This is a genomic window from Streptomyces sp. NPDC042002 (assembly GCF_055588305.1).
Window position 1 is genome coordinate 69,270 of the sequence record NZ_JBVJCT010000032.1, and the last position, 26,570, is coordinate 95,839.

Sequence of the window (26,570 nt, forward strand, 5' to 3'; positions counted from 1 at the left end):
GATGAGCCAGGCGGCACAGAACCTGAACTGGTTGATCACCAACTTCGTGGACAACACCCCCGGGGTGTCCCACACAGTGGTGGTCTCCGCCGACGGACTCCTTCTGGCCATGTCCGAAGGCTTTCCCCGCGACCGCGCCGACCAGTTGGCGGCCGTCGCGTCCGGTCTGACCTCATTGACCGCGGGCGCGTCCCGTATCTTCGAGGGCGGCCATGTGAACCAGACGGTTGTGGAGATGGAGCGAGGGTTCCTTTTCCTCATGTCCGTTTCGGATGGTTCTTCACTCGCAGTACTTGCACACCCTGAGGCGGACATCGGTCTCATTGGGTATGAGATGGCGCTTCTGGTGGACCGTGCGGGCACGGTCCTCACTCCGGATCTTCGTGCGGAGCTCCAGGGCAGCCTTCTCAACTAATAGACAGACGGTGCGAATTGGCGTCCCGGGGCCGTAAGGTTTCGGGACGCGGTCCCACACGTTGGGTGCCCGGCACAGTCGGAGGAGGAGAGAAAGTGGTAACACCCCCAGGCGGTTCGTCTTCGGGCAATTGGTCGTACGGCCCCGGCCAGGGGCAGGGCGGCCAGGGTGACGGTTCTCAGAACCCGAACCGGTACAACTTTCCCTCCGCACCCAGCCAGCCGCGGCAGCCTTACCCGCCCCAGGGTCCGCAGGGCCCCGGGCCGTCCCCGTACGACCAGCCGTCGGCACCGCGTATCCAGCCCGTGCAGCCGCAGCGACGCTCACCCGAGTCGTCGCCCGCCGGGTCGGCGAGCAATCCCCTGGTGCGTCCCTACGCCATGACGGGTGGCCGCACCAGGCCCCGCTACCAGCTCGCCATCGAGGCACTGGTGCACACAACCGCGCAGCCGCATCAGATGCAGGGCCAGTTGCCCGAGCATCAGCGGATCTGCAACCTCTGCCGGGAGATCAAGTCGGTGGCCGAAATCTCGGCCCTGCTGACCATCCCTCTCGGTGTTGCCAGGATCCTCGTCGCCGACTTGGCGGAGGCGGGCCTGGTCGCCATTCATCAGCCGGGCGGCGACGAGAGCGCCGGCGGCCAGCCAGCCGTGACATTGCTCGAAAGGGTGCTCAGTGGACTTCGCAAGCTCTAGCGGAGGGCCTTCCCGCTCCACCACGTCCGCGAAGATCGTGGTGGCGGGCGGCTTCGGCGTGGGCAAGACCACGTTCGTCGGCGCCGTCTCGGAGATCAACCCGCTGCGTACCGAGGCCGTCATGACGTCCGCCTCGGCGGGCATCGACGACCTCACGCACACCGGTGACAAGAAGACGACGACCGTCGCCATGGACTTCGGCCGTATCACCCTCGACCAGGACCTGATCCTGTACCTCTTCGGTACGCCGGGCCAGGACCGCTTCTGGTTCATGTGGGACGACCTGGTCCGCGGCGCCATCGGCGCCATCGTCCTGGTCGACACCCGCCGTCTCGCCGACTGCTTCCCCGCGGTCGACTACTTCGAGAACAGCGGCCTGCCGTTCGTCATCGCCCTCAACGGCTTCGACGGCAACCAGCCGTACCAGCCCGAGGAAGTCCGCGAGGCTCTTCAGATCGGTCCGGACGCCCCGATCATCACGACGGACGCCCGCCACCGCGCGGACGCGAAGTCGGCGCTGATCACGCTGGTCGAGCACGCCCTCATGGCGCGCCTCCGCTAGCGTCTCCCGCTTCCGCGACAGCGGCCCCCGCTTCTTCCGTGTGGAGAAGCGGGGGCCGCTGTCCTTTGCCCCGCCGTCCTTTGCCCCGCTGTCCGTTGTCTGTCGTCTGCCGACCGCTGCCCGTTGGCAGCTGTCCCTCACCCGGCCGAACTCCTGCTCCGTACAGCCCCGTTGACAGACGAGTGGCCCGGCACCCCCCGAACACCCGCCGCGAGGCCCCCTGTTGGCCTTGGAGGGCCTGGAGGGTTCCGGAGAGCTCAGGCCTCCCGGACGCGGACACACCACAGCCCCGCCCTCCCTCGGGAGAACGGGGCTGTCGGCGTCAGACCTCAGTGCCAGCTGTGCGGTGCCCGGAAGCCGGGCTCCCTCTCCAGTCGGCGCCAGCCCGCCTTGCGGTGGGCGCGGTGGGCGGGAGCGGCATCAGTGGGAGCGGCCGCGGCACGGGCCAGGAGGATCGCCGTGATGGCGGCGACCTCTTCGGGCTCGGCGTGGCCCTTCTCGACGCGGATGTCAGCGTTGCTCATAGGTTTCAGTCTCCATGAGAGAGGTTTCCGCGGGGGTACCGCGGAGAATCCGCAGGGTTACTGCGGGGGGTTGCCGTGCTTGCGGGAGGGCAGGTCCGCGTGCTTGGTGTGCAGCATCGCGAGCGACTTGATCAGGACCTCGCGGGTCTCGGCGGGGTCGATGACGTCGTCGACCAGACCGCGCTCCGCCGCGTAGTACGGGTGCATCAGCTCGGCCTTGTACTCCTTGACCATGCGGACGCGCATCGCCTCGGGATCGGCGGCATCGGCGATCTGACGGCGGAAGATGACGTTGGCGGCACCCTCGGCGCCCATCACGGCGATCTCGTTCGTCGGCCAGGCGTAGGTGAGGTCCGCTCCGATGGACTGGCTGTCCATGACGATGTAGGCACCTCCGTACGCCTTGCGCAGGATGAGGGAGATCCGCGGCACCGTCGCGTTGCAGTACGCGTAGAGCAGCTTCGCGCCGTGCCGGATGATCCCGCCGTGCTCCTGGGCGACACCCGGGAGGAACCCAGGCACGTCCAGCAACGTGATGATCGGGATATTGAAAGCGTCACACATCTGGACAAAGCGTGCAGCTTTTTCGGAGGCCTCGATGTCGAGGACACCCGCCAGGCTCTGTGGCTGGTTGGCGACGATGCCGACGACCATGCCGTCGAGGCGGGCCAGCGCGCAGATGATGTTGCGGGCCCAGCGCTCGTGGATCTCCAGGTAGTCGCCGTCGTCGACGAGCTCCTCGATGACCTTGGTCATGTCGTACGGGCGGTTGCCGTCGGCCGGGACCAGGTCGAGCAGCACCTCGCTGCGCCGGTCGGCCGGGTCCGACGAGGCGGCCCGCGGCGGGTTCTCGCGGTTGTTCTGCGGGAGCATCGACAGGAGGTAGCGCACCTCCGCGATGCAGGTCTCCTCGTCGTCGTAGGCGAAGTGGCAGACGCCGGAGGTCTCCGCGTGGACGTCGGCGCCGCCCAGGCCGTTCTGGGTGATCTCCTCGCCCGTCACCGCCTTGACCACGTCCGGCCCGGTGATGAACATCTGCGAGGTCTCACGGACCATGAACACGAAGTCCGTGAGCGCCGGGCTGTAGGCCGCGCCGCCCGCGCACGGGCCCAGCATCACGGAGATCTGCGGGATGACCCCGGAGGCCCTGGTGTTGCGCTGGAAGATGCCGCCGTAACCGGCGAGAGCGCTCACGCCCTCCTGGATACGGGCACCCGCGCCGTCGTTCAGCGACACCAGCGGCGCGCCGGCCGCGATGGCCATGTCCATGATCTTGTGGATCTTCGTGGCGTGCGCCTCGCCCAGCGCGCCGCCGAAGATCCGGAAGTCATGGGCGTACACGAAGACCGTCCGGCCCTCGACCGTCCCCCAGCCGGTGATCACACCGTCCGTGTACGGCTTCTTCGCCTCCAGACCGAAACCGGTCGCCCGGTGCCGACGCAGCTGCTCGACCTCCTGGAACGAACCCGCGTCCAGCAGCAGCTCGATCCGCTCCCGCGCGGTCAGCTTGCCCTTGGCGTGCTGCGCCTCGGTCGCCCTCTCGCTCGGACCGCGCAGCGCCTCCGCACGGATCGCGTGCAGTTCCGCCACACGTCCGCGCGCGTCCGTCGGTTCACCTGTGGAGCTCGTGGAGCTGGCGGTGTCGGCCTCGTCCAAAACGGTCATGTAGCGACCATACGAAGTCCACCAAGGAAACAGGCCCGTCGACTCTGCACAGTCTCCGGACCGTTTTCCTGGTGCCCCTGAACAGAACCGCCATCTCATGCAGGCATTCCGACTGCCCAGAGGGGCTTGGGCTTGTGGAGATCACACAAACCGTTCGACCGAGAGCCACCTCACATTCATGAGTGGCACATGCCATCACCGGGGTGACGCGGACGCCCGTTCGGCGGTCCGCGCACCCCGGGGGCGCCGATTCAGCAGCCGCCGCAGTTGTAGTAGAGGACGTCCCAGTGGCTGCCCTCGTCGGCGTAGATGTTGCCGGCACCGGACTGGTACTGCGGTGCGCCGTCACCACGCAGGCCGATGTAAGTGAAGGTGTTCTTGATGTAGCCGGTGACGCAGGTGTTCTTGCCGTAGTCCAGCTTGTAGCCGTTCCAGTGCGAGTAGGTGCCGCTCGCGTGACCGGTCTCGGTGCCGCCGGTGATGTTGAGCGCGCACCCGCCGGCCCCCTTGAGGGTCTGCGCGCCCTGCGCGGTGGCGAGGTTCAGCTGGTCGAACGACGTACAGGTGGAGTTGTTGCGGTCGGAGCAGTTGCCGGAGGAGGACCAGGTGATGCCGGACTGCCGGAACATCGAGGTGGCGGTGGCGTGGCTGATCTTGGTGACGGCGAAGGCGTCGGTCGCGGTGCCGACGACGGCGACACCGGGAGCGACGACGAGGGCGAGAGCGGTCAGCGCGGACCTGAACTTCATCTGGGGGGACCTTTCCTGCGGAGGACCGTCGGGCGGCCGTACCGACATACGGCCGTGGTTCCTGTGGGGCGGCTGTGCAGGGGGTGCACGCAGATGGTGCCCGAGCTCTACGCGCGTTCGATAGAGGGCGGACACGTGTAACCCACCGTGACACGCATGCCACTCTCCGGATGATGTTGAAAGTTGAACGGAATAGGTCTACGGTTGCCCTTGTTGAGCTCGTTGAACGTTAAACAGAATGCCGCCGTGGCTCCGCCCGGAACCGCGGCCCGTCCCCCAAGGAGCACCTCATGGGCATCTTCGGCCGCAAGACCACCGACACCGCCGAGTCCGCGGGCACCACGACGATCACCGCCGTCAACCCGGACCTGGCCGCGCTGACCGGCGAGTACACCATCGACCCGGCCCACTCGACGATCGGCTTCGTCGCCCGGCACGCGATGGTGACCAACGTCAAGGGCAAGTTCAACGACTTCGAGGGCGCGCTGCACCTGGACGGCGGCGACCCGGCCAAGTCGACGGCGTCCCTCGACATCAAGATGGACAGCATCGACACCGGGTCCGCGGACCGCGACGGTCACCTCAAGAGCGCCGACTTCTTCAAGACCGACGAGTTCCCGGCGATGACCTTCCGCTCCACCGGGGCGGAGGCCCTGGGCGGCGACGACTACCGGATCACCGGCGACCTGGAGATCCTCGGCACCACCCGCGAGATCGCCATCGACCTGGAGTTCAACGGCTCCGCGAAGGACCCGTTCGGCAACGAGCGCGTGGGCTTCGAGGGCAAGGCCGAGATCCTGCGCTCCGACTGGGGCCTCACCTGGAACGCGGCCCTGGAGACCGGTGGCGTCCTCGTCTCCGACAAGATCAAGCTGAACTTCGACATCTCGGCGATCAAGAACGCCGGCTGAGTCACCCCACCCCGGCCGAGCCGTTCTCCCCCGCGACACCCCGAGCGCGCCCGCCCTCCTGCTCCGCATACGGAGAGGGCGGGCGCTCCGGCGTCCACGGACCCGCTTCCCGACGCCACGATCGCCTTCGCCGACTCGGTGGGCGGCCACCTGCCCTCTGCCGTGGCGGACGCCGCCGGTGTGGGCGGCGGAGGCATGACCCGCCCTCGGAAACCCGGCGCCGCGGTGTCCGGGGGCGGGGTAAATCCGGTGCGCTGCCGCGGCCCGGTGGTTAGCCTCCGGACATGAGCTGGCTGCCCCCTGACTTCGTCCATCCCGCGCGCGTCGAGGTGCCGGGCGGATGCCATCTGCGTCCGATCACCGGCGCGGACGCCGCCGTCGACCATCCGGCCGTCATGGGGTCGCGGGAGCGGCTGTGGTCGATCTTCGGAGAGGCGTGGGGCTGGCCCGCGGAGACGATGACGTACGAGGCGAATCTGAGGGATCTGGAGCGGCACGAGGCGGAGATCGCCTCCCACCGGTCCTTCAACTACGTGCTGTTCGACGCCACCGGCACCACCGAGTACGGCTGTGTCTACATCGACCCGCCGGAGAGGGCGGGCGCCGACGCGGAGATCTCGTGGTGGGTGGTCGACGAGCGGGTCGGCACCGCGCTGGAGCGGGACCTGGATCTGCTCGTGCCCCGGTGGATCGCCGGGGACTGGCCCTTCCGGCGGCCGCGGTTCATCGGACGCGACCTGTCCTGGCAGGACTGGCTGGCGCTGCCGGAGGCGTAGACCGGACGCCCGGACCCGCCGGTCTCAGAAACCGCCGCCGAAGTCCCCGCCCCCTCCGAAGTCGCCTCCCCCGCCGTCCCCGAAGCCGCCGCCGAAGTCGCCGGGGTCGAAGTCGGCACCGGAGACGTCTCCGCCGCCGTAACCGCCGCCGAAGTCGCCGTAACCGGTGCCGTAGGCGGCCCCGTACCCGGGGCTGGCCATCATGCTGCCGAGCACGGTCCCGACGAGGAGGCCCGGCAGCACGCCGCCGCCGAAGTAGCCGCCCGCCCAGGGGCCGTACGCCGGGCCCGCGTCCCAGTACGGGCGGCGGCCGTGGTCCGTCTCGACCTCGCGGACCGCCGGGTCCTCGCCGCCGACGAGGCGGATCCAGTCCGCCTTGCAGACCGGGACCTCGCGGGGCGCGCCCCCGGCGGGTGTCCAGGCCGCGTCGGCGACGGACGGACCGTGCCGGGGGTCGAAGAAGCAGGGCGCCCGGCGTGCGGGGACCGGGCGGCCCTCGCGGCGCGCGGCGAGCACGGCGAGGGAGAAGCGGCCCTCCTCCAGGGACTGGGTGACGGCGCGTACGTCCTCGGGGCGCTGGGCCTTGGCCATGAAGGACTTCGCCTGTTCGTAGGCGTCCAGCGCGCGTTCGTAGTCCGCGCGCATCGCGTCGTCGGCGCCCGCCTCCGCGGGGTGGAAGTCGAGCCGGTCCAGTTCCTCGCCGAAGGCGGTGATGTCCTCGTCCACGACCACGCGGAGCCGGTCGAGCGCCGCCCGCTGTTCGTCCTCCTTGCGGCGCCGGTTGCGGCGCACGACCGTGTAGGCGCCCGCGCCGCCGACGACGGCCACCGCGCCGACCGCGATCAGCGCTCCCGCCGGGACACCCGTGCCGTTCGAGCCGCCGCCCCAGCTCGCGGGGGCCGAACCGTGGATGTTGGCGAGCGCGCGGTCGGTGAACTCGTTCAGCTGGGTGTTCGCGTCCGACACGCCCTGGACGCTGGTGACGAGGTTCTGCACGGCCGAGCGGGACATCACCGAGGAGTCGGCGCGGGCGTCGAAGCGGTCGCCGAGCCTGATCGCGTAGAGGCCGGTGATACCGGTGGCGGTGCGCAGGTTCTGGAAGAGGTTCTGGGTGGGGTAGTTCGCGGGGAGCACGGCGACGAAGACCGGCTTGTCCGCCTTCTTGATCTTGGCGGCGAGGGCGTCGGCCTCCGACGAGGAGAGCTGGGCGGAGGCGGCCGGGTCCACATAGACAGGGCCCTTGCGGAGGGCCGCCGCCACGGTGGAGACGTCGGTGGCCGCGTGCGCCGGGGGCGCCGGGAACCACACCATCGCCAGGGCCGCGAGTGTCAGTGCGACCAACAGGCCTGGAAGTCCTCGGGTGCGTGCGGCCCTCATGCCTTTGAAGCTACCCGAACCAGAGCAAAACTGGACATCGGGAGGGTGGCGTCCCGGCGCTGCCCGGGCCCGGCCGAACTCCTCGGCGCCGAGCCCGCCCGTGATGGCGCGCGGCATCGGGCCGACGCCCCGCAACGATCTGATTCCGTCTGCCGGAACTGTGGCCTCCGTCACAGCAATTTCTGGCATGGACCTGATGAAGTAACCGGATGGTCGGACTCATCCTCCGCGTTCTCCCGTTCTGGGTTCGCGAGCCGCTGCTCATCGTCGTCGGCTTCCCCTTCAGCGGCGCTCTCTTCTATGGCGCGGCGCGGGACGGGTCGGCCTTCGCCGCGCTCCTCGGTGTCGTGATGCTCCTGGTCAGCGTGTTCCGCGTGTACGTCGTGGTCAAGGCGCTGCAGGCCCGCAAGCTGGCCAAGGAACTCCGGAGCGCCGCGACGACGGCGGCGACCACACCGACTGCACCGTAAGAAGTCACGGACCGGAACACGGGCCGGCCGGGGCTGAGGTTCAGCCCCGGCCGGCCCTCCACGCGTTTCCTCACCCCGCTCGGTACGCCTCCGTCAGCTTCGCCACCGCCTCCGCGTAGTGACCGGTCAGCAGGAGATGGTCCGCGGCCGCGAAGGGTCCCGCGTTCGCCGCGGTGATCGACGAGCCGATCTTCCGCTGGACGAGCAGACGGGCCTTCGCCACGGCCGTTCGGGCGATCTCGTCGGCGCCGGACCGCTCCGCCGCCGACGCCACCAGGGCGAGCGTCCGGAGGGTGGCGGTGCCGCCGCCCGGTACGTTCGTGAGCGTCGTGAGACCCCATCCGTACGGGAACTGCGGGTCGTAGGAGGTGTCACCGACGTTGATCGGGAGCTGGGCCTCCGACTTCGGCCAGGTGACCGGGAGCTGCCCGGTGAAGCCGCGCTTTCCGTAGAGGACGTCCGCGACACCGTCGCCCTCGGTGCCCGGCAGCCAGGAGGCGACGAGGGCGTCGACGGCGCCGAGCCGGTCGCCGATGAGCTGCGGGCGGCCCGAGACGATCAGCACCGCGCACTTCATGGCCGCGCACACCTTGTCGACGGCTGCCTTGTCCGCGGCGGTCAGCTCCAGGTCGTTGCCGTTGCCTACATCGCCGACGCCCTCCGCGTACGGGGTCTCGCCGACGACGACCACACCGACGTCGTAGCCGCCGGTCGGCGCCGAGGCGTCCTTGGAGTAGGTGACGTCACCGCCGGCGTCGCGCATGCCCTGGAGGATCGTCGTGCCCTTGGTGTTGGTGCCGGACGAGCCCTGCCAGGTGAGGGTCCAGCCGCCGGTCTGGTTGCCGAGGTCATCGGCGTTCGAACCGGCGACGTACACCTTCTGCGACTTCTTCAGCGGCAGTACGCCGTCCGCGTTCTTCAGCAGGACCTGGGACTCGGCCGCCGCCTGGCGGGCCACGGCCCGGTGCGCGGCCGAGCCGATCCTCGAGGCGCCGCTCGTGTCCGCGTACGGCTTCTCGAAGAGGCCCAGTTCGAACTTCTTGGTGAGGATGCGCGACACGGCGTCGTCGATCCGCCGCTCGCTGATACGACCGGCGTTCGCCTCGTCCATGAGCGTCGCCCGGAAGTCCTTGTACGAGTACGGCACCATCATCATGTCGACGCCCGCGTTGACCGACGTGCGGACGTGCGAGGCGTAGTCGCCGGGGAGCTGGTCGATGGCGTTCCAGTCGCTGATGACGAAGCCGTCGAAGCCCATCCGGCCCTTGAGCACGCCGTTGATCATGTCGGCGCGGGCGTGCATCTTCACCGGGCCCTGGCCGTCGCCGATGATGTCGAGCGAGGAGTAGGACGGCATGACCGAGCCGATACCGCGGTCGACGGCCGTCTGGAACGGGGCCAGGTGCACGGCCTCCAACTGCTGCCGGGTGACCGTGGTGACGCCCTGGTCGAGGGTGTACGAGCCTGTCGTGGACGTGCCGTACCCGGTGCCGCCGTCACCGACGAAGTGCTTGGCGGTGGCGAGGACCTTGTCGTCGTCCTTCAAGTCCTTGCCGTCGCGGGCGCCTTGGAGTCCCTGGACGATCGTCTCCATGGACTGGACGAGCGCCGGGTCCTCGCCGAAGGACTCGTAGGAGCGGCCCCAGCGTTCGTCGCGGGACACGCACAGGCAGGGGGCGAAGTCCCAGGGGATGCCGGTGGCGCGGACCTCGGAGGCCGTCACCGCGCCTGTCCTCTCGGCCAGTCGGGGATCGCGGGTGGCGCCGATGCCGATGTTGTGGGGCATGATCGTCGCGCCGGCGAGGTTGTTGTGGCCGTGCACCGCGTCCACGCCGTAGATCAGCGGGATCTGGAACCGGGTCGCCTGCGCCCGGAGTTGGTAGCCGTCGACCATCTTCGCCCAGGCCTCAGGGGTGTTGGGGGTCGGCGTGGAGCCGCCGCCGGAGAGCAGCGACCCGAGGTCGTAGGAGGCGATGTCGCCGCCCGCGCCGATCGCGCCGCGCTCGGCCTGGGTCATCTGTCCGGCCTTCTCCTCCAGGGACATCCGGGAGACGAGGTCGGCGACCCGCTTCCTCACGGGCAGTTTCGGGTCCAGGTACGGGAGTCCGTGGGCGTCGATGACGACCTGCGGGGTCTCGGCCGGGGCCTTGGCGCCGGTCACCGTGAGCTTGAGGGGGATCGTCTCGGCCGCCTCGGCGGACCGGTCGCGCAGGGTCGGGACCTTGATGGTGCGGCTCGCACCGGACGTCGTGCCCGCCGGGAAGGTGATCTCGCCCTTGACCTGGGTGTAGTCCTTGCCCGGTTCGGCGGTGCCGCCCGCGCTCTCGTATCCGACGGTCACGGGCTCGTCGATCGGGGCGGAGCCGGTGGTGGCGACGGAGACCCGCACGGTGGCGGCGGAGCCCTCCCGTACCGGGTACACGGCGGCGTCGGTGGTGACGGAGGCCCGCAGGGACTGGTCGGCCTTGCCGTACAACTCGACGTCGTCCATGGCGAACTGCCCCTGGACGCCGACCGGGAGGGTGACGGCGTACCCCCACATCTGCGTCAGGCCGAGGACCTGGTCGATACCGCCGACGGGCTGGTAGTCCGTGCGATAGGTGAAGTCGGTGAACGGGATCTCGATCTGTTTCCAGCCGGTGAAGTCATCGGTGAAGGAGGTCGTCCACAGCTCGGAGGCCTCGCCGTTGGCGCCGCCGTCCTTGATCTCGAAGGCGATCTTCTTGGCGTTGTCGTGGCCGTCCCACCAGAAGCGGATGCCCTTGTGCGCGGACCAGTCGTGGGCCGGCTGGCCGGCGGCGAAGTCGTGGGTGAAACCGCCGTATCCGCTGATGTCGTAGTCGCCGGTGAGGACTTTGGCACCCTCGGGCGCGTCGGATCGCGCGGTCAGGGCGAGTTTCGGCGGATCGTCGCTGTCGCCGCCCCAGGTGAAGATGCCGTCGGCGGGCTGACTCGCGAAGGGCACCTCGCCCTCGAAGCGGTCGACGGGGACGGGCGCCGGATCATCGGCCGCCGCCGTTCCCGCCGAAGCGAGCGGAAGCAGTCCGGTGATCAGTGCGGCACCGGCCAGCAGAGCGGTTCTTCGTACGGAGTTCCGATCGAGCCCGGTCAATGGGGTCCCCTCTCGACTCTCACGTTCTTCTGACGACGTGCTTCTTCTGTCGACGTGCTTCCTGACGACGTGCCTCTCGCGATCACTCACTCTTCTTACGACTTAGATCACGGCGTGAGTTAACTGACGTCCCGGCAACCCGTCAAGGCTTCACGTCGGAACCGGTACACACTCAAGTCACGGCCGGATCAGGGCGGTTGTTCCTTCGGATTGTGAACGCGCACCCCCTTGACGCGGCTCCGAAGCCGTCATTTACTCACGCCTCGCACGCCTCTCCCCCCACCTCCAGAAGGGCGGCGCTCCATGAGGAGATCCACCAGAAGATCCACCCGGGCGGTCCGGCTGATCGTCGCGGGGCTGATCGCCACCGCGGGATTCACGGCGGCCGCGCCCGCGCACGCCGCGGGCGAACAGGTCACCGCCTATCTGACGACGACGGACGACGACGGCGGACGCCATGTCGTGCGCGGGCTCCAGGCCCAGGCGCCGTTCGCCTTCCAGTCGGGCAGCGGCGGCAGCGGCGAGAACATCACCGTCGACGAGAACACCCGGTACCAGACCTTCACCGGCGGGGGCGCCTCCTTCACCGACACCGCGGCCTGGCTGATGAACAGCAGCGGCGCGCTGTCGCAGAGCACCCGTGACGCGACGATGCGCAAGCTGTTCTCGCCCACGGACGGGATCGGGCTGTCCTTCCTGCGCAACCCGATGGGCGCCTCGGACCTCGCGCGCTACGGCTACACCTACGACGACGTGCCGGCCGGGCAGAGCGACCCGAACCTGGCGCAGTTCTCCATCGCGCACGACCTGGCCGACGTGGTACCGCTCACCAAGCAGGCGCTCCAGCTCAATCCCTCCCTGACGGTGATGGCCTCGCCGTGGACGGCACCGGCCTGGATGAAGGACAGCGGCTCGCTGAACGGCGGCTGGCTGAAGGCGGAGGACTACGGCGCGTACGCCTCGTACTTCGTCAAGTACCTTCAGGCGTACAAGGATCAGGGCGTTCCCGTGTCGTACGTGACCGCCCAGAACGAGCCGACGTGCTGCTCCGGCTATCCGTCGATGAGCTGGAACGCCTCGGGCCTCGCCTACTTCACGAAGAGCGAGCTGCTGCCGAAGCTCAACGCGTCCGGTCTGTCGACGAAGGTGCTGGCGCACGACTGGAACTGGGACGTGTACGACTCCTACGCCGCGCAGACCGTCGACGACGCGGCGGTCCGCTCGAACCCCAACTTCGGCGGGATCGCCTGGCACGGGTACGGCGGTGACGTCACCAAGCAGACGAGCGTGCACGACCAGTACCCGGGCCTCGACGCCTTCGGGACCGAGCACTCCGGCGGCACCTGGATCGCCAACCAGCAGCGCGAGGACATGCTCAACATCGTCGACTACACCCGCAACTGGGCGAAGTCGGTGACCAAGTGGTCGCTCGCCGTGGACCAGAACAAGGGCCCGCACAACGGGGGTTGCAGCACCTGCACCGGGCTGATCACCGTGCACAACGGGGACGGGGCGAGCGGGACCGTCGACTACACGGTCGAGTACTACACGATGGGGCATCTGACGAAGTTCGTCCGGCCCGGGGCGCAGCGGATCGCCTCCACGGCGTCCTCCGCCGTCCCGAACGTCGCCTGGCGCAACCCGGACGGATCGAAGGCGCTGATCGCCTACAACGACGGTTCGGCCGCCAAGTCGGTCACCATCAACTGGGGTGGCCAGCACGCGACTTATTCGCTGCCGGGCAAGACCTCGGCGACGTTCACCTGGTCCGGGACGCAGTCGGGCGGCGGCGGTCAGTCGGGGGCGTTCGTCGGTCTGGCCGGCAAGTGCCTTGATGTGGCGGGCGGTTCGAGCGCCAACGGCACGGCGGTGCAGCTCTACGACTGCAACGGATCCACCGCGCAGTCCTGGACGGTCCAGACCGACGGATCGGTGCGCTCGCTCGGCAAGTGCCTCGACGTCACGTCGGGGTCGACGGCCGACGGCGCGAAGGTGCAGTTGTACGACTGCAATGGAACCGCCGCACAGCAGTGGTCGTACAACTCCGCCACCGGTGATGTGGTGAATACGGCGGCCGGCAAGTGCCTGGACGTCACGGACAACTCGTCGGCGAACGGCGCGCGGGCGCAGATCTGGTCGTGCACGGGGGCCGCCAACCAGAAGTGGCACTTGCAGTAGGGCGGGTCGTGTCCCGCCCTCGACGGACGGGGCGGGACATGAAACGTGTCGTGGTGGCGGTCGCGGGTGCGGTGGCCGGGTGTCTGCTGCTCGGCGGGTGCGGGGCGGAATTGCTGCCGCTGGCCGCGGTGCGCCTGGATATGGAAGGGGCACCGCGGGCGGTCCTGCGGCCGTGCGGTGACGACCTGATCCAGGGGCCTTCGCTCGTCGGGGCTCCGGCCGATACGGACTCCGACCGGAACCGTTCGGGCTGGAAGGTGCCGGGCGATCGGCACGGCACCGACGCCGAGTTCCCGCTCTTCTCACCGCCGTCCGCGTGGCGGGCCCGTACCACGGGACAGCAGCGGCTGGTGCCGGACTACACGTACGAACTCGGCTTCGGGAAAGCCGAGTTCAACTACGAGTACACCGGCACCGTCACCTTCCGCGCGGCGGACCTCGCCACGCTGAAGCCCGGCCAGGTGTGGGCCGACGGCCGGGCGATGAGCCTCGGCGAGTTCGAGAAGCTCGCCGAGGACTCCTGTTGAGGCGGACCTACGCGGCCGGCTCGACGCCCGCGCGCAGCAGCCCGTAGGTGTACGCGTCCTCCAGGGCCTGCCAGGACGCGGCGATGACGTTCTCCGCCACGCCCACCGTGGACCACTCCCCCGTGCCGTCGGACGTGGAGATGAGGACGCGGGTGGTGGAGGACGTGCCGTGCTTGCCCTCCAGGATGCGGACCTTGTAGTCGACCAGCTCCAGCTTGGCGAGCTGGGGGTAGAGCGTCTCCAGGGCCACCCGCAGGGCGCGGTCGAGGGCGTTGACCGGGCCGTTGCCCTCCGCGGTGGCGACGATGCGCTCGCCCTTGGCGAAGAGCTTGACCGTGGCCTCGTTGGCGTGGCTGCCGTCGGGGCGGTCCTCGACGATGGCCCGCCAGGACTCGACCTCGAAGTACGAGCGCGCCTTGCCCTCGGCCTCGGCGCGCAACAGGAGTTCGAAGCTCGCGTCGGCCGCCTCGTACGTGTAGCCCTTGAGCTCGCGCTCCTTGACCCGCTCGACGACCCGGCCGACCAGTTCGCGGTCGTCGCTGATGTCGACGCCCAGTTCCTTGCCCTTGAGCTCGATGGAGGCGCGGCCCGCCATGTCGGAGACCAGCATCCGCATGGTGTTGCCGACCTGTTCGGGGTCGATGTGCTGGTACAGGTCCGGGTCGACCTTGATCGCGGAGGCGTGCAGGCCCGCCTTGTGGGCGAACGCCGACACTCCCACGTACGGCTGGTGGGTGGAGGGGGTCAGGTTCACGACCTCGGCGATGGCGTGCGAGATCCGCGTCATCTCGCGGAGCCTGCCCTCGGGGAGGACCTTCTTGCCGTACTTCAGTTCCAGGGCGGCGACGACGGGGAACAGGTTGGAGTTGCCGACGCGCTCGCCGTAGCCGTTGGCGGTGCACTGGACGTGGGTGGCGCCCGCGTCGACGGCCGCCAGGGTGTTGGCGACGGCGCAGCCCGTGTCGTCCTGGGCGTGGATGCCGAGCCGGGCGCCGGTGTCCGCGAGGACGGTGGCGACCACGGCCTGGATCTGTGCCGGGAGCATGCCGCCGTTGGTGTCGCACAGGACCACGACGGAGGCGCCGGCCTCGTGCGCGGCCCGCACCACGGACTTCGCGTACTCGGGGTTCGCGCGGTAGCCGTCGAAGAAGTGCTCGCAGTCGACGAAGACCCGGCGGCCCTGGGCGACCAGGTGGGAGACGGTGTCGCGGACCATCTCCAGGTTCTCCTCCAGCGTGGTGCGCAGCGCCAGCTCGACATGCCGGTCGTGGGACTTGGCGACCAGGGTGATCACCGGGGCCCCCGAGTCCAGGAGTGCCTTGACCTGGGGGTCCTCCGAGGCCTTGGCGCCGGCCCGGCGGGTCGCTCCGAAGGCCACGAGCTGGGCGTGCTTGAAGTCGATCTCCTGCTGGGCGCGGGCGAAGAACTCGGTGTCGCGGGGGTTGGCACCGGGCCAGCCGCCCTCGATGAAACCCACCCCGAAGTCGTCCAGGTGCCGCGTGATGGCCAGCTTGTCCGCCACGGTGAGGCTGATGCCCTCGCGCTGCGCGCCGTCGCGCAGCGTCGTGTCGAAGACGTGGAACGCGTCGTCGAGCTCGCTGGTTTCCGTCATGGTCTCAAGGCTCCTGTATTGAATCTCGGTCTACCGGAATGACCGGCTCCACCGTCCCCCAATGATCCCTCGCGCTGCGTTCCCGGCTGAAGGTGGGCCAGAAACGCGAAAAACCCCTCGCGGGTGCGAGAGGTCTGCGCGCGGGTCGAGAACGACGGTGTCCGCCCGTACCTGGTCGTACGTGGCGGTCACTGCGGACCGGCGCGCCTGCTGCCAATAATCGTGGCGAACGAGAGCACGGGGGCAGTCTGGCACATACCACCCCCGTGATCACAGGGTGTCTCAGGATGCGAGCACTGGGCTACAAGGTCGGCGCGGGCGTACGACGAACACGTCGGCGACACCGTTGGTGCCGCCGGGCACCAGATCCTCGGCGGTGGAGGCGAGGACGACGGTTCGGCCGTTCCGGGTCACCGCGCCCGGCAGGGCGGTCGCCCCCTGCGGCCGACCGTCCGCGAACGCCGTTCAGCCCAGCGACTCGTCGAGGAACTCCCTTACGTGGGAGAGGACTTGGTCACGGCCGGTGCCGCGCAGGCCGATGGCCACGTGGATCGAGAAGCCGTCGAGCAGGGCGCGCAGCCGGGCACCGAAGCGGTCCGGGTCGACGGCGCGGAACTCGCCGCGCGAGACGCCCTCGGCGAGCAGCGCGACGAGGTCCCGGTGCCAGGCGCCCTCGATGGCGACCTGCCGTTCGCGGGCGTCGTCGTCCGCGTTCTGGGAGTGGTTCCAGACCTCGAGCCAGAGGGTCCAGTGCGGGTCCCGGTGGCCGTCGGGGACGTACAGGTCGACGTAGGCGTCCAGGCGTTCGCGGGCGGTTCCGCGCGCGGCGAGCAGCCGGCCGCGCTCGGCGCCGAGGCGGCCCTCGCTCCACTCCAGGGTGCGCAGCAGCAGCTCGTCCTTGGAGCGGAAGTAGTAGAGGAGGTGGCCGCTGCTCATGCCGACCTCACGGCCGAGCGCCGCCATGGTGAGCTGCTCCAGACCGCGCTCGGCGATCATCTCCATGGCGACGGCGAGGACCTCCTCGCGCGGTGGCGCGTTCCTCCGCGCACCGGCCATCCGTGACTCCCGTTTTCAGGCCTTCGGCTGCTGCTGGGTGATGCAGTGAATGCCACCGCCACCCGCGAAGATCGTACGTGCGTCCACCAGCGTCACGGTCCGCTCGGGGAAGAGCCGGCGGAAGATGCCCGCCGCGGTCTCGTCGCGCGGGTCGTCGAAGCCGCACAGGACGACACCGTCGTTGCACAGGTAGTGGTTGATGTAGGAGTAGTCGGCCCAGTGGCCGTCGGCCTCCAGGACGGTCGGGGCCGGTACCTCGACGACCTCGATACGACGTCCGCGCGCGTCGGTCCCCGCCCTGAGCAGCCCGATGACCTCGCGGCTCACCTCGTAATCGGGGTGCGCGGGGTCCTGCTGGGAGTGCGCGACGACCACACCGGGCCGGGCGAAGGCGGCGACGATGTCGACGTGGCCGAGCGTGCCGAAGCCGTACGGGGGGTAGTCGCCGGTCAGACCGCGCGGCAGCCAGATCGCCTTCTCGGTGCCGAGCTGCGCGTGGATCTCCGCCTCGACCTGCTCGCGGGTCCAGCCGGGGTTGCGCTCGGGGCCGAGCTGCACGGTCTCGGTGAGCAGCACGGTGCCCTCGCCGTCGACGTGTATCGCGCCGCCCTCGTTGACCAGCCGTGAGGCGTACGTCTTCGCGCCCGCCAGGTCCGCGACCTCGGCGCCGATCTTGGAGTCGTGCTCCCAGCGGGCCCATTCCTGGGCGCCCCAGCCGTTGAACGTCCAGTTCACGGCCGCGAGTTCGCCGTGCCCGTTGGTGAGGAAGGTGGGGCCGATGTCACGCATCCAGGCGTCGTCGAGTTCACGCTCGACGGTGTCGACGCCGGGGCCGAGGAGTTCGGCGGCCGGGGCGGACTGGCCCGGACCGCACACCACGGTGACCGGTTCGAAGCGGCGGACCGCGCGGGCCACGGCCGCCCAGGCCGCGCGCGACTCCGCGAGGTCGTCCGGGTTGTCGAAGGTGGGGTTGGGGCCCGGCCACGCCATCCAGGTGCGCTCGTGCGGGGTCCACTCGGCGGGCATACGGAAACCGTCGGCGGCAGCAGACATGGGCGATCCTTACAAGCTGTGTCGATTACAGGAAATACAGGCGGTTGAGGGAGACCGAGTCGGCGGGTTCGGAGCGCAGCGGGTCGCCGTCGAGGGTGACCAGGCCGGTGCGCTGGTCCACATCGACCGCTCCGGTACGGGAGTTGAGGCGCAGGTCGGCGGGACCGATGCCACGGGTGCCGCGAACCGCCACGCGGCGACGGCGGGTCGGCATGAGGTCGCTGCCCTGGTCGAGCGCCGCCTGCGCGACGAAGGCCACCGAGATCTCGGCGGGCGTCGCGCCGTGCGCCCCGAACTGCGGCCCGAGGACCAGGGGTTCACAGGTGTCGGTGGCGGCGTTGGGGTCGCCGACGACACCGTAGGCCGGGAAGCCGGACTTCAGGACGAGCTGCGGCTTGGCGCCGAAGTACTCGGGGCGCCAGAGCACGATGTCGGCGAGCTTGCCGGTCTCGATGGAGCCGACCTCGTGGGCGAGGCCGTGCGCGATGGCCGGGTTGATGGTCAGTTTGGCCATGTAGCGCAGGACGCGTTCGTTGTCGTGGTCCTCGGGCGCGCCGAACTGGGCCTTCATCTTCCCGGCCATGGCGAAGGTGCGGCGCACGGTCTCGCCGGCGCGGCCCATGCCCTGCGCGTCCGAGGAGGTGATCCCGATGGCGCCCAGGTCGTGCAGCACGTCCTCGGCGCCCATGGTCCCGGCGCGGATGCGGTCACGGGCCATGGCCGCGTCGCCGGGCAGGTCGGTCTTCAGGTCGTGGACGGAGACGATCATGCCGTAGTGCTCGGCGACCGCGTCCCGGCCGAAGGGCAGGGTCGGGTTGGTGGAGGAGCCGATGACGTTCGGGACGCCCGCCATCTTCAGTACGTTCGGGACGTGGCCGCCGCCGCAGCCCTCGATGTGGAAGGCGTGGATGGTGCGCCCTTCGAGCACCCTGAGGGTGTCCTCGACCGACAGGCATTCATTCAACCCGTCGCTGTGCAGGGCGACTTGGACGTCGTGTTCCTCGGCGACCCGCAGGGCGGTGTCCAGGGCCCGGGTGTGGGCGCCCATGTCCTCGTGGACCTTGAAGCCGCTCGCCCCGCCCTCGGCGAGCGCCTCGATCAGCGGCGCGCTGTCGGAGGACGAACCCCGGCCCAGGAAGCCGATGTTGACCGGCCAGGCGTCGAAGGCGCCGAAGGCGTGGCGCAGCGCCCAGGGCGAGTTGACGCCGACACCCCACACCGGCCCGAACTCCTGGCCGATGATCGTGGTGACGCCGGAGGCGAGCGAGGCCTCCATGATGCGCGGCGAGAGCAGATGGACGTGCGTGTCGACGGCTCCGGCGGTGGCGATGAGTCCCTCGCCGGAGACGATGGACGTGCCGGTGCCGACCACGACGTCGACGCCGTCGAGGGTGTCGGGGTTGCCGGCCCGCCCGATCGAGCAGATCCGGCCCTCTCGGATGCCGATGGACACCTTCCGGACGCCCTGGACGGCGTCGATCACCACCACGTTGCTGATGACGACGTCGCAGGTGTCCCGGACGGCGGCGGCCTTGAGGTGCAGCCCGTCGCGCGCGGTCTTGCCGAATCCGGCGAGGAACTCGTCGCCGGGGAGCTGGGCATCCGACTCGACGCGGATGACGAGCCCCGAGTCGCCGAGCCGGACCCGGTCGCCGGCCCGGGGGCCGTGGGTGGCGGCGTAGGCGTAGGGATCGACGCTCATCGGCCGGCTCCTTCGGCTCCGGGGTGCCCGCCGGCACCCTCGACTCCGAGGTATCCGCAGGCGGCGGCCCTGCGCAGGGCCTCCTCCTTCGCTCCGGGCGCGTCCAGCGGGCCGTCGACCAGACCGGCGAAGCCGATCGCGATCCGCTCGCCGCCGATCGGCACGAAGCCGACCTCGGCGCTCTCGCCGGGGCCGAAGCGGACGGAGGACCCAGCGGGCACGGCGAGCCGCATCCCGTAGACGGCCGCCCGGTCGAAGGCGAGCCGCGGGTTGGCCTCGAAGAAGTGGAAGTGGGAGGTGACGGAGACCGGCACGCTCGCGGTGTTGGTGACCGTGAGCCGCAGGACCGCCGGGGGCTCGGTGTGCGCGGGCGCCGGCAGCAGCGCGCCGGGGGCCAGGTCGCCGAGTCCGCCGCCGATGGGGTCGGAGACGACCGCGAGCCGGGAGCCGTCGTCGAAGACGGCCTCGACGTGCACCTCGGTGACGACGTCCGCGACGCCGGGCAGCACGTCGCCGGGGCCGAGGACGGACCGGGCCGCCTCGATGGCCTCGGCCAGCCGCCTGCCGTCGCGGGCGGCCTCGCAGACGGTGTCCGCGATCAGCGCGGTGGCCTCCGGCACGTTGAGCCGCAGTCCGCGTGCCTTGCGGGCCCGGGCCAGCTCGGCGGCCGAGAACAGCAGCAGTCGGTCACGTTCCGTGGGGGTCAGTCTCACGCCACGACACCTCCTCGCCTTCCTCAAGTTAGAGCGTCACTCTAAACGTCGGATTCATGGAAGGGAAACATTGACGGGCGAGCATCGGAGACGCCACATTGAACGTCGCTCTAACTCTTGGTGCTTCCCGCACCACTCCAGGCGGCCGTCAAAGGAGACCAGCCATGCCGATCGAACAGCGCGGAGTCGACACCATCCCCGACGAGGAACGCACCAGCGGACCCCGCGACCTGGTGTCGATCCTGCTCGGTTCCAACCTCTGCCTCGGGGTGATCATCTTCGGCTGGCTGCCGCCCTCGTTCGGGCTCGACTGGTGGTCCTCCGTGAGCTCGATCGTGGCAGGCACGGTCGTCGGGACGGCGCTCACCGCGCCGCTGGCCCTGGTCTCGCTGCGGACCGGCACCAACCTCTCCACCTCCTCCGGCGCGCAGTTCGGCGTACGCGGTCGGCTGGTCGGCTCGGTCGTCGGCCTGCTGCTCGCGCTCGGCTACACCGCGCTGACCGTGTGGATCGGCGGCGACGTGATGGTGGGCGTCCTCGGCCGCCTCTTCGGCCTGGAGGCGAACGGCCTGGCGTACGCCGTCGTGTACGCGCTGCTGGCCGCCGCCACCGTCGCGGGCGCCGTCTACGGCTACCGCGTGCTGCTCGCCATGTCCCGCGCCCTCGCGATCGGCATGACGGCCCTGCTGGTGGTCGGCGTGTTCGCGTACGCCCCGCACTTCACCACCGCGGCGATCCCGGAGACCGGCGGCTATCTGCTCGGCTCGTTCTGGCCCACCTGGCTGCTCGCGGCGGTCGCGGCCGGCCTGTCGGGCCCGATCGCGTTCATCACGCTGCTCGGCGACTACACCCGCTACATCTCGCCCGGGCGCCACTCCTCCCGTACGGTCCTGCACGGCACCTGGCTCGGCCTGATCGCCGGTCTGCTGGTCCCCCAGCTCTTCGGCACCTTCACGGCGTACGGTGCCCGGGCTGCCCTCGACTACGCGGGCCCTCTGGTGTCCGCGTCCCCCGGCTGGTACCTGGTCCCGCTGCTGCTGGCCGCCTCCGCGGGCTCGGTGGGCAACGCCGGTCTGATGCTCTACTCGATGGGCCTCGACCTCGACGCGATCCTGCCCCGCGCCTCGCGCGCCCGCGCCACCTGCGCGGTCGCCGTCGTCGCCATGCTGTGCGTGTTCGTCGGCCACTACGCCTGGAACGCCCAGTCCGCGATGACGTCCTTCGTCCTGCTGCTGACCGCGATCGGCACCCCGTGGGCGGTCATCACGCTGATCGGCTTCGTCCGCTGCCGCGGTGTCTACGACCCCGACGCCCTCCAGGTCTTCAACCGCCGTTCCCGCGGCGGCGTCTACTGGTACAAGGCCGGCTGGAACCTCCGCGCCGTGGCGGCCTGGGCCCTGGGCGCCTTCGTCGGTCTGCTGGCCGTGTCCCTGCCGTCGTACGAGGGTCCGCTGCTGTCCCTGACCGGCGGGGTGGACTGCAGCTTCGTCCTGTCCGGCCTGGTCGGCGGCATCGTCTACCTGGCGCTCAGCCCGAAGGGGGCGTCACACGGCGTCGAGTCCGGGCAGGAGCCGGCTCGCGCCGAAAGCAGGCTCTAGGCCGCTGAACCAGGTGGCGCGCTCGTCGTGAGCGGGGAAGAACGGCCGCCCCACCAGCTCCGGATCGCGGGCCTGGATGAGATGGGGCGCGAAGACCTTCTCCCGGCCGCCTCCGCCGTCCCGTCCGCGATCAGCCAGGGCAAGCACCATACCCATGCCCTCCCCTGCCTTGCGAGACGACGAGCCGACGCCGTCTTCGCGGTGCTTCGCGACGGCACCTCGTACGAACCCCGGGCAGCCGAGGCGAGTCGAGGTGAGGTGAGGTGAGGTGAGCACCTCACCTCTCAAGACCCGCCCGTGCTCCGCTGAGCCCATGGCGGCAGAAGGCTCAGAGCACATGCGGCTCATCCACCGCCGGCCGACCGGCGAGGTGGTCGACAACACCGTCGGAATCAAGGACCACGGCGGCCTGCCCGGTCACTTCGCCGGGCCCTGGAACGCGGCGGGCGTGGCACGACCACGAGGCCGTTCACTCTGCGCGCCGTACGAACAGCCGGTCCCCGTAACCCTGTTGGGGCGACGGGGACCGACGGGAGTGATGTGGTGCCTAGCCCAGCGGGTGCATCCAGCCGTGCTTGTCCTCGGTGATGCCTCGCTGGATGTCGAGCAGGGCCTCGCGGAGACGGAGGGTGACCTTGCCGGGCTCGCCGCCGGACTGGTGCCACTCGGTGCCGGCCCGCTTGACGTTGCCGACGGGGGTGATGACGGCGGCGGTGCCGCAGGCGAAGACCTCGGTCAGGGTGCCGTTCTCGGCGTCGGTCTGCCACTGGTCGATGGAGACGCGGCTCTCCTCTGCGGTGTAGCCGAGGTCGCGGGCGACGGTCAGCAGGGAGTCGCGGGTGACGCCCTCCAGGATGGAGCCGGTGAGGGACGGGGTGACGATCCTGTCGCCGTACACGAAGTACAGGTTCATGCCGCCGAGTTCCTCGATCCACTGGTGCTCGACCGCGTCGAGGTAGCAGACCTGGTCGCAGCCCTTGGCGGCGGCCTCCTTCTGGGCGAGGAGCGAGGCGGCGTAGTTGCCGCCCGTCTTCGCGTCGCCCATGCCGCCGGGAACGGCGCGGACGCGGTCCTCGGAGAGCCAGATCGACACCGGCTTCACACCGCCGGCGAAGTAGGCGCCGGCGGGCGAGGCGATGACGAGGAAGAGGTACTCGTTGGCGGGCTTCACACCGAGGCCGACCTCGGTCGCGATCATGAAGGGGCGCAGGTACAGGGATTCCTCGCCACCGTGCGAGGGAACCCAGTCCCGGTCCTGGCGGACCAGTGCGTCACAGGCCTCGATGAAGGTCTCCACCGGCAGCTCCGGCATGCCGAGCCGGCGGGCGGAGGCCTGGAAGCGCTTGGCGTTCTTGTCGGGGCGGAAGGTGGCGACCGAGCCGTCGGGCCCGCGGTAGGCCTTGAGGCCCTCGAAGATCTCCTGCGCGTAGTGCAGGGTCATGTTCGCCGGGTCGAGGGAGAGCGGTCCGTACGGAACGAGCTGGCCGTCGTGCCAGCCGCGGCCCTCGGTCCACTTGATGGTCACCATGTGATCGGTGAAGTGGCGGCCGAACCCGGGGTTGACCAGAATCGCCTCGCGCTCGGCGGCGGAGAGCGGACTGGCGGACGGCTTGAGCTCGATCGTGGGCTGCGTCATGAGTGGTTTTGTCCTTCACCGGTTGTATGTGACGGGCCGCGCTCACGCCCGAACTGCCAGTGGCCAGTGTCAGGACGTCCGAGCATTCCCTCATTCCGCGGCTCCGCCCTCGATTATCGCGCGCGGAGGACCGTGGACGAAACGGTGTGAATACGGCCCAGGGATGACCCAGGGATGACCCAGGGATGGCTCAGAGGTCGATGGTGGCACCCGGCGAGGGCACAGCGAAAGCCGCCGGGTGCGGATGCGACCCGGCGGCTGCTACGGAACGTAGGCGGAGCGGCGGGTCAGCCGGCTACTCGCGCGGCCAGCGCGTCGCCGATTTCCTCGGTGCTGCGGGCGGGCTTGCCGACCCGCTCGGCGAGATCGACGGAGACGGCGTCCTCGATGCGGGCGGCCTCGGCCTCGTAGCCGAGGTGGCGCAGCAGCAGGGCGACGGACAGGACGGTGGCGCTGGGGTCGGCCTTGCCCTGGCCCGCGATGTCGGGCGCCGAGCCGTGCACGGGCTCGAACATCGAGGGGAACTCGCCGCTCGGGTTGATGTTGCCGGAGGCGGCGACGCCGATGCCGCCGGAGACGGCCGCGGCGAGGTCGGTGATGATGTCGCCGAAGAGGTTGTCGGTGACGATCACGTCGAAGCGCTCGGGCTGCGTGACGAGGAAGATCGTCGCCGCGTCCACGTGGAGGTAGTCGGTGGTGACCTCGGGGAACTCCTCGGCCACCTTGTTGAAGACATTGGTCCAGAGGTGACCCGCGAAGGTCAGCACGTTGTTCTTGTGGACCAGCGTCAGCTTCTTGCGCGGACGGGCCTGCGCACGGGCGAACGCGTCACGGACGACCCGCTCGACACCGAACGCCGTGTTGACGGAGACCTCGGTGGCGATCTCGTGCGGGGTGCCCTTGCGGATGGTGCCGCCGTTGCCGGTGTACGGGCCCTCGGTGCCCTCGCGGACCACGACGAAGTCGATCTCCGGCTGGCCGGCGAGCGGGGTCTCGACGCCGGGCAGGAGCTTCGACGGACGCAGGTTGACGTGGTGGTCGAAGGCGAAGCGGAGCTTGAGCAGGAAGCCGCGCTCCAGGACACCGGACGGGACCGAGGGGTCGCCGATCGCGCCGAGCAGGATGGCGTCGTGCCCCTTCAGGGCGTCGAGGTCGGCGTCGGTGAGGGTCTCACCGGTGGCGTGGTAGCGCCGGGCGCCGAAGTCGAACTCCTTGGTCTCCAGCTTCACGTCCTGCGGAAGGGCGGCGGAGAGGACTTTGAGCCCCTGGGCCACGACTTCCTGGCCGATGCCGTCACCGGGGATCACTGCGAGATCGATGCTGCGAGACATGACGGCACCGTACTCCTTGTCCCATGGAATGACACGCGATGTCCGCCATACGGACAGCCGGTGTCGCGGCACGTCTACCCTTCGACACACGTTCACCCGTACGTAGGAACGCCGTTGGCGCAGGCTGGGAACTTTCCAGACATGACCGCTCCCTCCACGGGGACTTCCCCCGAGCTGCCCGTCCCCGACGCCGGCATCCCGCACGAGCTCGCACGCGACATGAGCATGGCGGAGCAGTACGAGTACCTGAGGACGAAGCTCACCCGGCGCCGCGCGCTCGTGGCGGCGAGCGCGTTCGCGGGCGGCGGGCTGCTGGCCGGCTGCGCCTCGGGCACCAGGGCCCCCTCCCCGCGGACGGCCGGCTCCTCGCCGTACCCGGCCACCAGCCGGGTACCCGGCTCCGCCGTCGCGCCGTTCGGCCGCCACCTCGCCTTCGGCGCGGACCCGAAGACCCAGATGCGGATCTCCTGGCAGGTGCCGTTCGCGGTCAGGAAGCCGTACATCCGGGTGGGCCCGACGCCCTGGGCGCTGACCCACAGGATCGAGGCCGAGGTCCGCGCCCTGCACACCCCGGGCCTCGCCGGGCAGCGGGCGGCCCTGGACCAGTACTACCTGCACGCGGCGCTCGACGGGCTGCGCCCCGGGACGACGTACTACTACGGCGTCGGCCACGAGGGCTTCGACCCGGCGAGCAAGGAGCGGCACTCCACGATCGGCCACTTCCGCACGGCGCCCGCGCACCCCGGGACGTTCGTGTTCACCGCCTTCGGGGACCAGGGCGTCACCCCCGACGCGCTCACCAACGACCACGTGCTCCTCGGCCGCGGCCCGGCCTTCCATCTGCACGCGGGCGACATCTGCTACGCGGACGGCGTCGGACTCGGCCAGACCTCGGACATCTACGACCCGGCCGCCTGGGATCTGTTCCTCAAGCAGACCGAGACGGTGGCGAAGTCGGTGCCGTGGATGGTGACGACCGGCAACCACGACATGGAGGCCTGGTACTCGCCGAACGGCTACGGCGGCCAGTCCGCGCGCTGGACGCTCCCCGGCAACGGCTTCGACTCCCGGCACGCGCCGGGCGTCTACTCCTTCGTCTACGGCAACGTCGGCATCGTCGCGCTGGACGCCAACGACGTGTCGTACGAGATCCCCGCCAACAAGGGCTACTCGGGCGGCAGGCAGACGGCCTGGCTCGACAGACGTCTCGGGGAGCTGCGGAAGCAGGTCGACTTCGTGGTCGTCTTCTTCCACCACTGCGCCTACTCGACGTCGACGCACGCCTCCGACGGCGGTGTGCGCGACGCCTGGGTGCCGCTGTTCGCCAAGCACCAGGTGGACCTGGTGATCAACGGACACAACCACGTGTACGAGCGCACGGACGCCATCAAGGGCGGCAAGGTGGGCAAGCAGGTGCCGGTGGGCGCCACGACCGATCCGACCAGGGACGGGATCGTCTACGTCACGGCGGGCGGCGCGGGCAAGAGCCTCTACAGCTTCCCCACCGGGGTGAAGGACAGCTACGAGGGCAAGGTCACGCGGCGCGAGTCCGTGGAGACCTTCCACTGGACGAAGTCGAAGCAGCAGAAGGCGGACACCGTGGAGTGGTCGCGGGTGCGGTACACCGGCTTCTCCTTCCTCTCGGTGGAGGCGGAGGCCGGTCCCTCACCCAGGCTCAAGGTGTCGGCGCTGGCCCAGAGCGGCGAGCGCATCGACCACTTCGAGGTGCGGCGCGGAACCTGATGCCGGGCGCGGGGCGATCAGCGGGTCGACGAGGTGGGGGGGGGGGGGGGGGCCCGCGCCCCCCCCCCCCCCGATTGATCCCCCCTCTCACGGGGGGGTGGGTTTCCCTGTCCTCCTCTCCCCCCCTTTTCCTTCCGTTTGGGGGGCTCCTGGCATGAGGGGGTG

The 26,570-nt window shown here is 70.0% G+C and carries 23 protein-coding genes; 10 read left to right on the forward strand and 13 right to left on the reverse strand.

Annotation, left to right across the window (positions count from 1 at the left end; genetic code table 11):
* The first annotated feature begins 1 nt into the window (after position 1).
* The 3 genes from ACZ6KY_RS32720 (at position 2) to ACZ6KY_RS32730 (ending at position 1,672) form a co-directional block, all read left to right on the forward strand.
* Positions 2 to 415: a roadblock/LC7 domain-containing protein gene (locus ACZ6KY_RS32720; protein WP_261709979.1), complete on the forward strand. Its 414-nt coding sequence runs from the start codon at positions 2 to 4 to the stop codon at positions 413 to 415.
* Between the two features lie 95 nt (positions 416 to 510).
* Entirely contained in the window at positions 511 to 1,110 is a 600-nt protein-coding gene (locus ACZ6KY_RS32725; RefSeq protein WP_469313876.1) for a DUF742 domain-containing protein, read from the forward strand.
* Complete coding sequence (locus ACZ6KY_RS32730; protein ID WP_151472110.1) at positions 1,091 to 1,672, forward strand: GTP-binding protein; 582 nt, start codon at positions 1,091 to 1,093, stop codon at positions 1,670 to 1,672. Before ACZ6KY_RS32725 ends, ACZ6KY_RS32730 begins: the two co-directional genes overlap by 20 nt.
* Before the next feature lie 329 nt (positions 1,673 to 2,001).
* Here ACZ6KY_RS32730 and ACZ6KY_RS32735 read toward each other — a convergent pair whose 3' ends face one another.
* The 3 genes from ACZ6KY_RS32735 to ACZ6KY_RS32745 all read right to left on the reverse strand — a co-directional run bounded on the left by ACZ6KY_RS32735 (position 2,002) and on the right by ACZ6KY_RS32745 (position 4,610).
* On the reverse strand, positions 2,002 to 2,196 hold the full coding sequence (locus tag ACZ6KY_RS32735; protein ID WP_261709981.1) for an acyl-CoA carboxylase subunit epsilon: 195 nt from the start codon (positions 2,194 to 2,196) through the stop codon (positions 2,002 to 2,004).
* A 57-nt stretch (positions 2,197 to 2,253) separates the two neighbouring features.
* Entirely contained in the window at positions 2,254 to 3,861 is a 1,608-nt protein-coding gene (locus tag ACZ6KY_RS32740) for an acyl-CoA carboxylase subunit beta (RefSeq protein WP_469313877.1), read from the reverse strand.
* A gap of 251 nt (positions 3,862 to 4,112) precedes the next feature.
* Complete coding sequence (locus tag ACZ6KY_RS32745; RefSeq protein ID WP_469313878.1) at positions 4,113 to 4,610, reverse strand: hypothetical protein; 498 nt, start codon at positions 4,608 to 4,610, stop codon at positions 4,113 to 4,115.
* Between the two features lie 290 nt (positions 4,611 to 4,900).
* Between ACZ6KY_RS32745 and ACZ6KY_RS32750 the strand changes: the two genes are divergently transcribed.
* Both ACZ6KY_RS32750 and ACZ6KY_RS32755 read left to right on the forward strand, forming a co-directional pair.
* The gene (locus ACZ6KY_RS32750; protein ID WP_469313879.1) at positions 4,901 to 5,521 is read left to right on the forward strand and encodes a YceI family protein; all 621 of its coding nucleotides are present in this window, start codon (positions 4,901 to 4,903) and stop codon (positions 5,519 to 5,521) included.
* A 284-nt stretch (positions 5,522 to 5,805) separates the two neighbouring features.
* On the forward strand, positions 5,806 to 6,297 hold the full coding sequence (locus ACZ6KY_RS32755) for an N-acetyltransferase (protein WP_469313880.1): 492 nt from the start codon (positions 5,806 to 5,808) through the stop codon (positions 6,295 to 6,297).
* A gap of 24 nt (positions 6,298 to 6,321) precedes the next feature.
* Here ACZ6KY_RS32755 and ACZ6KY_RS32760 read toward each other — a convergent pair whose 3' ends face one another.
* Positions 6,322 to 7,674 carry a hypothetical protein gene (locus ACZ6KY_RS32760; RefSeq protein ID WP_469313881.1) on the reverse strand — a complete coding sequence of 451 codons (1,353 nt, stop codon included), beginning with the start codon at positions 7,672 to 7,674 and terminating at the stop codon, positions 6,322 to 6,324.
* Between the two features lie 209 nt (positions 7,675 to 7,883).
* Between ACZ6KY_RS32760 and ACZ6KY_RS32765 the strand changes: the two genes are divergently transcribed.
* Positions 7,884 to 8,144: a hypothetical protein gene (locus tag ACZ6KY_RS32765; protein WP_469313882.1), complete on the forward strand. Its 261-nt coding sequence runs from the start codon at positions 7,884 to 7,886 to the stop codon at positions 8,142 to 8,144.
* Between the two features lie 70 nt (positions 8,145 to 8,214).
* Here ACZ6KY_RS32765 and ACZ6KY_RS32770 read toward each other — a convergent pair whose 3' ends face one another.
* Complete coding sequence (locus ACZ6KY_RS32770; protein WP_469313883.1) at positions 8,215 to 11,256, reverse strand: glycoside hydrolase family 3 protein; 3,042 nt, start codon at positions 11,254 to 11,256, stop codon at positions 8,215 to 8,217.
* A 303-nt stretch (positions 11,257 to 11,559) separates the two neighbouring features.
* Between ACZ6KY_RS32770 and ACZ6KY_RS32775 the strand changes: the two genes are divergently transcribed.
* The gene (locus ACZ6KY_RS32775; protein WP_469313884.1) at positions 11,560 to 13,434 is read left to right on the forward strand and encodes a lectin; all 1,875 of its coding nucleotides are present in this window, start codon (positions 11,560 to 11,562) and stop codon (positions 13,432 to 13,434) included.
* Positions 13,435 to 13,472: 38 nt separating this feature from the next.
* Entirely contained in the window at positions 13,473 to 13,961 is a 489-nt protein-coding gene (locus ACZ6KY_RS32780) for a hypothetical protein (protein WP_469313885.1), read from the forward strand.
* A 7-nt stretch (positions 13,962 to 13,968) separates the two neighbouring features.
* Here ACZ6KY_RS32780 and cimA read toward each other — a convergent pair whose 3' ends face one another.
* The 5 genes from cimA to ureA form a co-directional block, all read right to left on the reverse strand.
* On the reverse strand, positions 13,969 to 15,573 hold the full coding sequence (cimA, locus tag ACZ6KY_RS32785) for a citramalate synthase (protein ID WP_469313886.1): 1,605 nt from the start codon (positions 15,571 to 15,573) through the stop codon (positions 13,969 to 13,971).
* 465 nt (positions 15,574 to 16,038) lie between these two features.
* Positions 16,039 to 16,629: a TetR/AcrR family transcriptional regulator gene (locus tag ACZ6KY_RS32790; protein ID WP_469313887.1), complete on the reverse strand. Its 591-nt coding sequence runs from the start codon at positions 16,627 to 16,629 to the stop codon at positions 16,039 to 16,041.
* Between the two features lie 15 nt (positions 16,630 to 16,644).
* Positions 16,645 to 17,682, reverse strand: a complete 1,038-nt coding sequence (locus tag ACZ6KY_RS32795; protein WP_469313888.1) for an agmatine deiminase family protein — start codon at positions 17,680 to 17,682, stop codon at positions 16,645 to 16,647.
* 25 nt (positions 17,683 to 17,707) lie between these two features.
* Complete coding sequence (locus ACZ6KY_RS32800) at positions 17,708 to 19,384, reverse strand: urease subunit alpha (RefSeq protein WP_469313889.1); 1,677 nt, start codon at positions 19,382 to 19,384, stop codon at positions 17,708 to 17,710.
* Positions 19,381 to 20,097: an urease subunit gamma gene (gene ureA / locus ACZ6KY_RS32805; protein WP_469313890.1), complete on the reverse strand. Its 717-nt coding sequence runs from the start codon at positions 20,095 to 20,097 to the stop codon at positions 19,381 to 19,383. Before ureA ends, ACZ6KY_RS32800 begins: the two co-directional genes overlap by 4 nt.
* Positions 20,098 to 20,261: 164 nt before the next feature.
* Between ureA and ACZ6KY_RS32810 the strand changes: the two genes are divergently transcribed.
* On the forward strand, positions 20,262 to 21,695 hold the full coding sequence (locus ACZ6KY_RS32810) for a cytosine permease (RefSeq protein ID WP_469313891.1): 1,434 nt from the start codon (positions 20,262 to 20,264) through the stop codon (positions 21,693 to 21,695).
* On the opposite strand, the gene ACZ6KY_RS32815 is transcribed toward ACZ6KY_RS32810, so the two are convergent.
* The 3 genes from ACZ6KY_RS32815 to ACZ6KY_RS32825 all read right to left on the reverse strand — a co-directional run bounded on the left by ACZ6KY_RS32815 (position 21,642) and on the right by ACZ6KY_RS32825 (position 24,662).
* Positions 21,642 to 21,851, reverse strand: coding sequence for a hypothetical protein (locus ACZ6KY_RS32815; RefSeq protein WP_469313892.1), 210 nt, complete (start codon positions 21,849 to 21,851; stop codon positions 21,642 to 21,644). The two genes, ACZ6KY_RS32810 and ACZ6KY_RS32815, sit on opposite strands and share 54 nt — an antisense overlap.
* Before the next feature lie 391 nt (positions 21,852 to 22,242).
* Positions 22,243 to 23,331 carry a branched-chain amino acid aminotransferase gene (locus tag ACZ6KY_RS32820; RefSeq protein ID WP_469313893.1) on the reverse strand — a complete coding sequence of 363 codons (1,089 nt, stop codon included), beginning with the start codon at positions 23,329 to 23,331 and terminating at the stop codon, positions 22,243 to 22,245.
* A gap of 287 nt (positions 23,332 to 23,618) precedes the next feature.
* Positions 23,619 to 24,662, reverse strand: a complete 1,044-nt coding sequence (locus ACZ6KY_RS32825) for a 3-isopropylmalate dehydrogenase (RefSeq protein ID WP_469313894.1) — start codon at positions 24,660 to 24,662, stop codon at positions 23,619 to 23,621.
* 174 nt (positions 24,663 to 24,836) lie between these two features.
* Here ACZ6KY_RS32825 and ACZ6KY_RS32830 point away from each other — a divergent pair, with 174 nt between their 5' ends.
* Positions 24,837 to 26,405, forward strand: a complete 1,569-nt coding sequence (locus tag ACZ6KY_RS32830; RefSeq protein ID WP_469313897.1) for a purple acid phosphatase family protein — start codon at positions 24,837 to 24,839, stop codon at positions 26,403 to 26,405.
* Positions 26,406 to 26,570 lie beyond the last annotated feature (165 nt).

Excerpts from the sequence above, each read along its gene's own strand:
- ACZ6KY_RS32720 (WP_261709979.1), top strand. The coding sequence starts at position 2 with ATGAGCCAGGCGGCACAGAACCTGAACTGGTTGATCACCAACTTCGTG.
- ACZ6KY_RS32735 (WP_261709981.1), bottom strand. The coding sequence starts at position 2,196 with ATGAGCAACGCTGACATCCGCGTCGAGAAGGGCCACGCCGAGCCCGAA.
- ACZ6KY_RS32740 (WP_469313877.1), bottom strand. The coding sequence starts at position 3,861 with ATGACCGTTTTGGACGAGGCCGACACCGCCAGCTCCACGAGCTCCACA.
- ACZ6KY_RS32745 (WP_469313878.1), bottom strand. The coding sequence starts at position 4,610 with ATGAAGTTCAGGTCCGCGCTGACCGCTCTCGCCCTCGTCGTCGCTCCC.
- ACZ6KY_RS32750 (WP_469313879.1), top strand. The coding sequence starts at position 4,901 with ATGGGCATCTTCGGCCGCAAGACCACCGACACCGCCGAGTCCGCGGGC.
- ACZ6KY_RS32755 (WP_469313880.1), top strand. The coding sequence starts at position 5,806 with ATGAGCTGGCTGCCCCCTGACTTCGTCCATCCCGCGCGCGTCGAGGTG.
- ACZ6KY_RS32760 (WP_469313881.1), bottom strand. The coding sequence starts at position 7,674 with ATGAGGGCCGCACGCACCCGAGGACTTCCAGGCCTGTTGGTCGCACTG.
- ACZ6KY_RS32765 (WP_469313882.1), top strand. The coding sequence starts at position 7,884 with ATGGTCGGACTCATCCTCCGCGTTCTCCCGTTCTGGGTTCGCGAGCCG.
- ACZ6KY_RS32775 (WP_469313884.1), top strand. The coding sequence starts at position 11,560 with ATGAGGAGATCCACCAGAAGATCCACCCGGGCGGTCCGGCTGATCGTC.
- ACZ6KY_RS32780 (WP_469313885.1), top strand. The coding sequence starts at position 13,473 with ATGAAACGTGTCGTGGTGGCGGTCGCGGGTGCGGTGGCCGGGTGTCTG.
- cimA (WP_469313886.1), bottom strand. The coding sequence starts at position 15,573 with ATGACGGAAACCAGCGAGCTCGACGACGCGTTCCACGTCTTCGACACG.
- ACZ6KY_RS32790 (WP_469313887.1), bottom strand. The coding sequence starts at position 16,629 with ATGGCCGGTGCGCGGAGGAACGCGCCACCGCGCGAGGAGGTCCTCGCC.
- ACZ6KY_RS32795 (WP_469313888.1), bottom strand. The coding sequence starts at position 17,682 with ATGTCTGCTGCCGCCGACGGTTTCCGTATGCCCGCCGAGTGGACCCCG.
- ACZ6KY_RS32800 (WP_469313889.1), bottom strand. The coding sequence starts at position 19,384 with ATGAGCGTCGATCCCTACGCCTACGCCGCCACCCACGGCCCCCGGGCC.
- ACZ6KY_RS32810 (WP_469313891.1), top strand. The coding sequence starts at position 20,262 with ATGCCGATCGAACAGCGCGGAGTCGACACCATCCCCGACGAGGAACGC.
- ACZ6KY_RS32815 (WP_469313892.1), bottom strand. The coding sequence starts at position 21,851 with ATGGGTATGGTGCTTGCCCTGGCTGATCGCGGACGGGACGGCGGAGGC.
- ACZ6KY_RS32820 (WP_469313893.1), bottom strand. The coding sequence starts at position 23,331 with ATGACGCAGCCCACGATCGAGCTCAAGCCGTCCGCCAGTCCGCTCTCC.
- ACZ6KY_RS32825 (WP_469313894.1), bottom strand. The coding sequence starts at position 24,662 with ATGTCTCGCAGCATCGATCTCGCAGTGATCCCCGGTGACGGCATCGGC.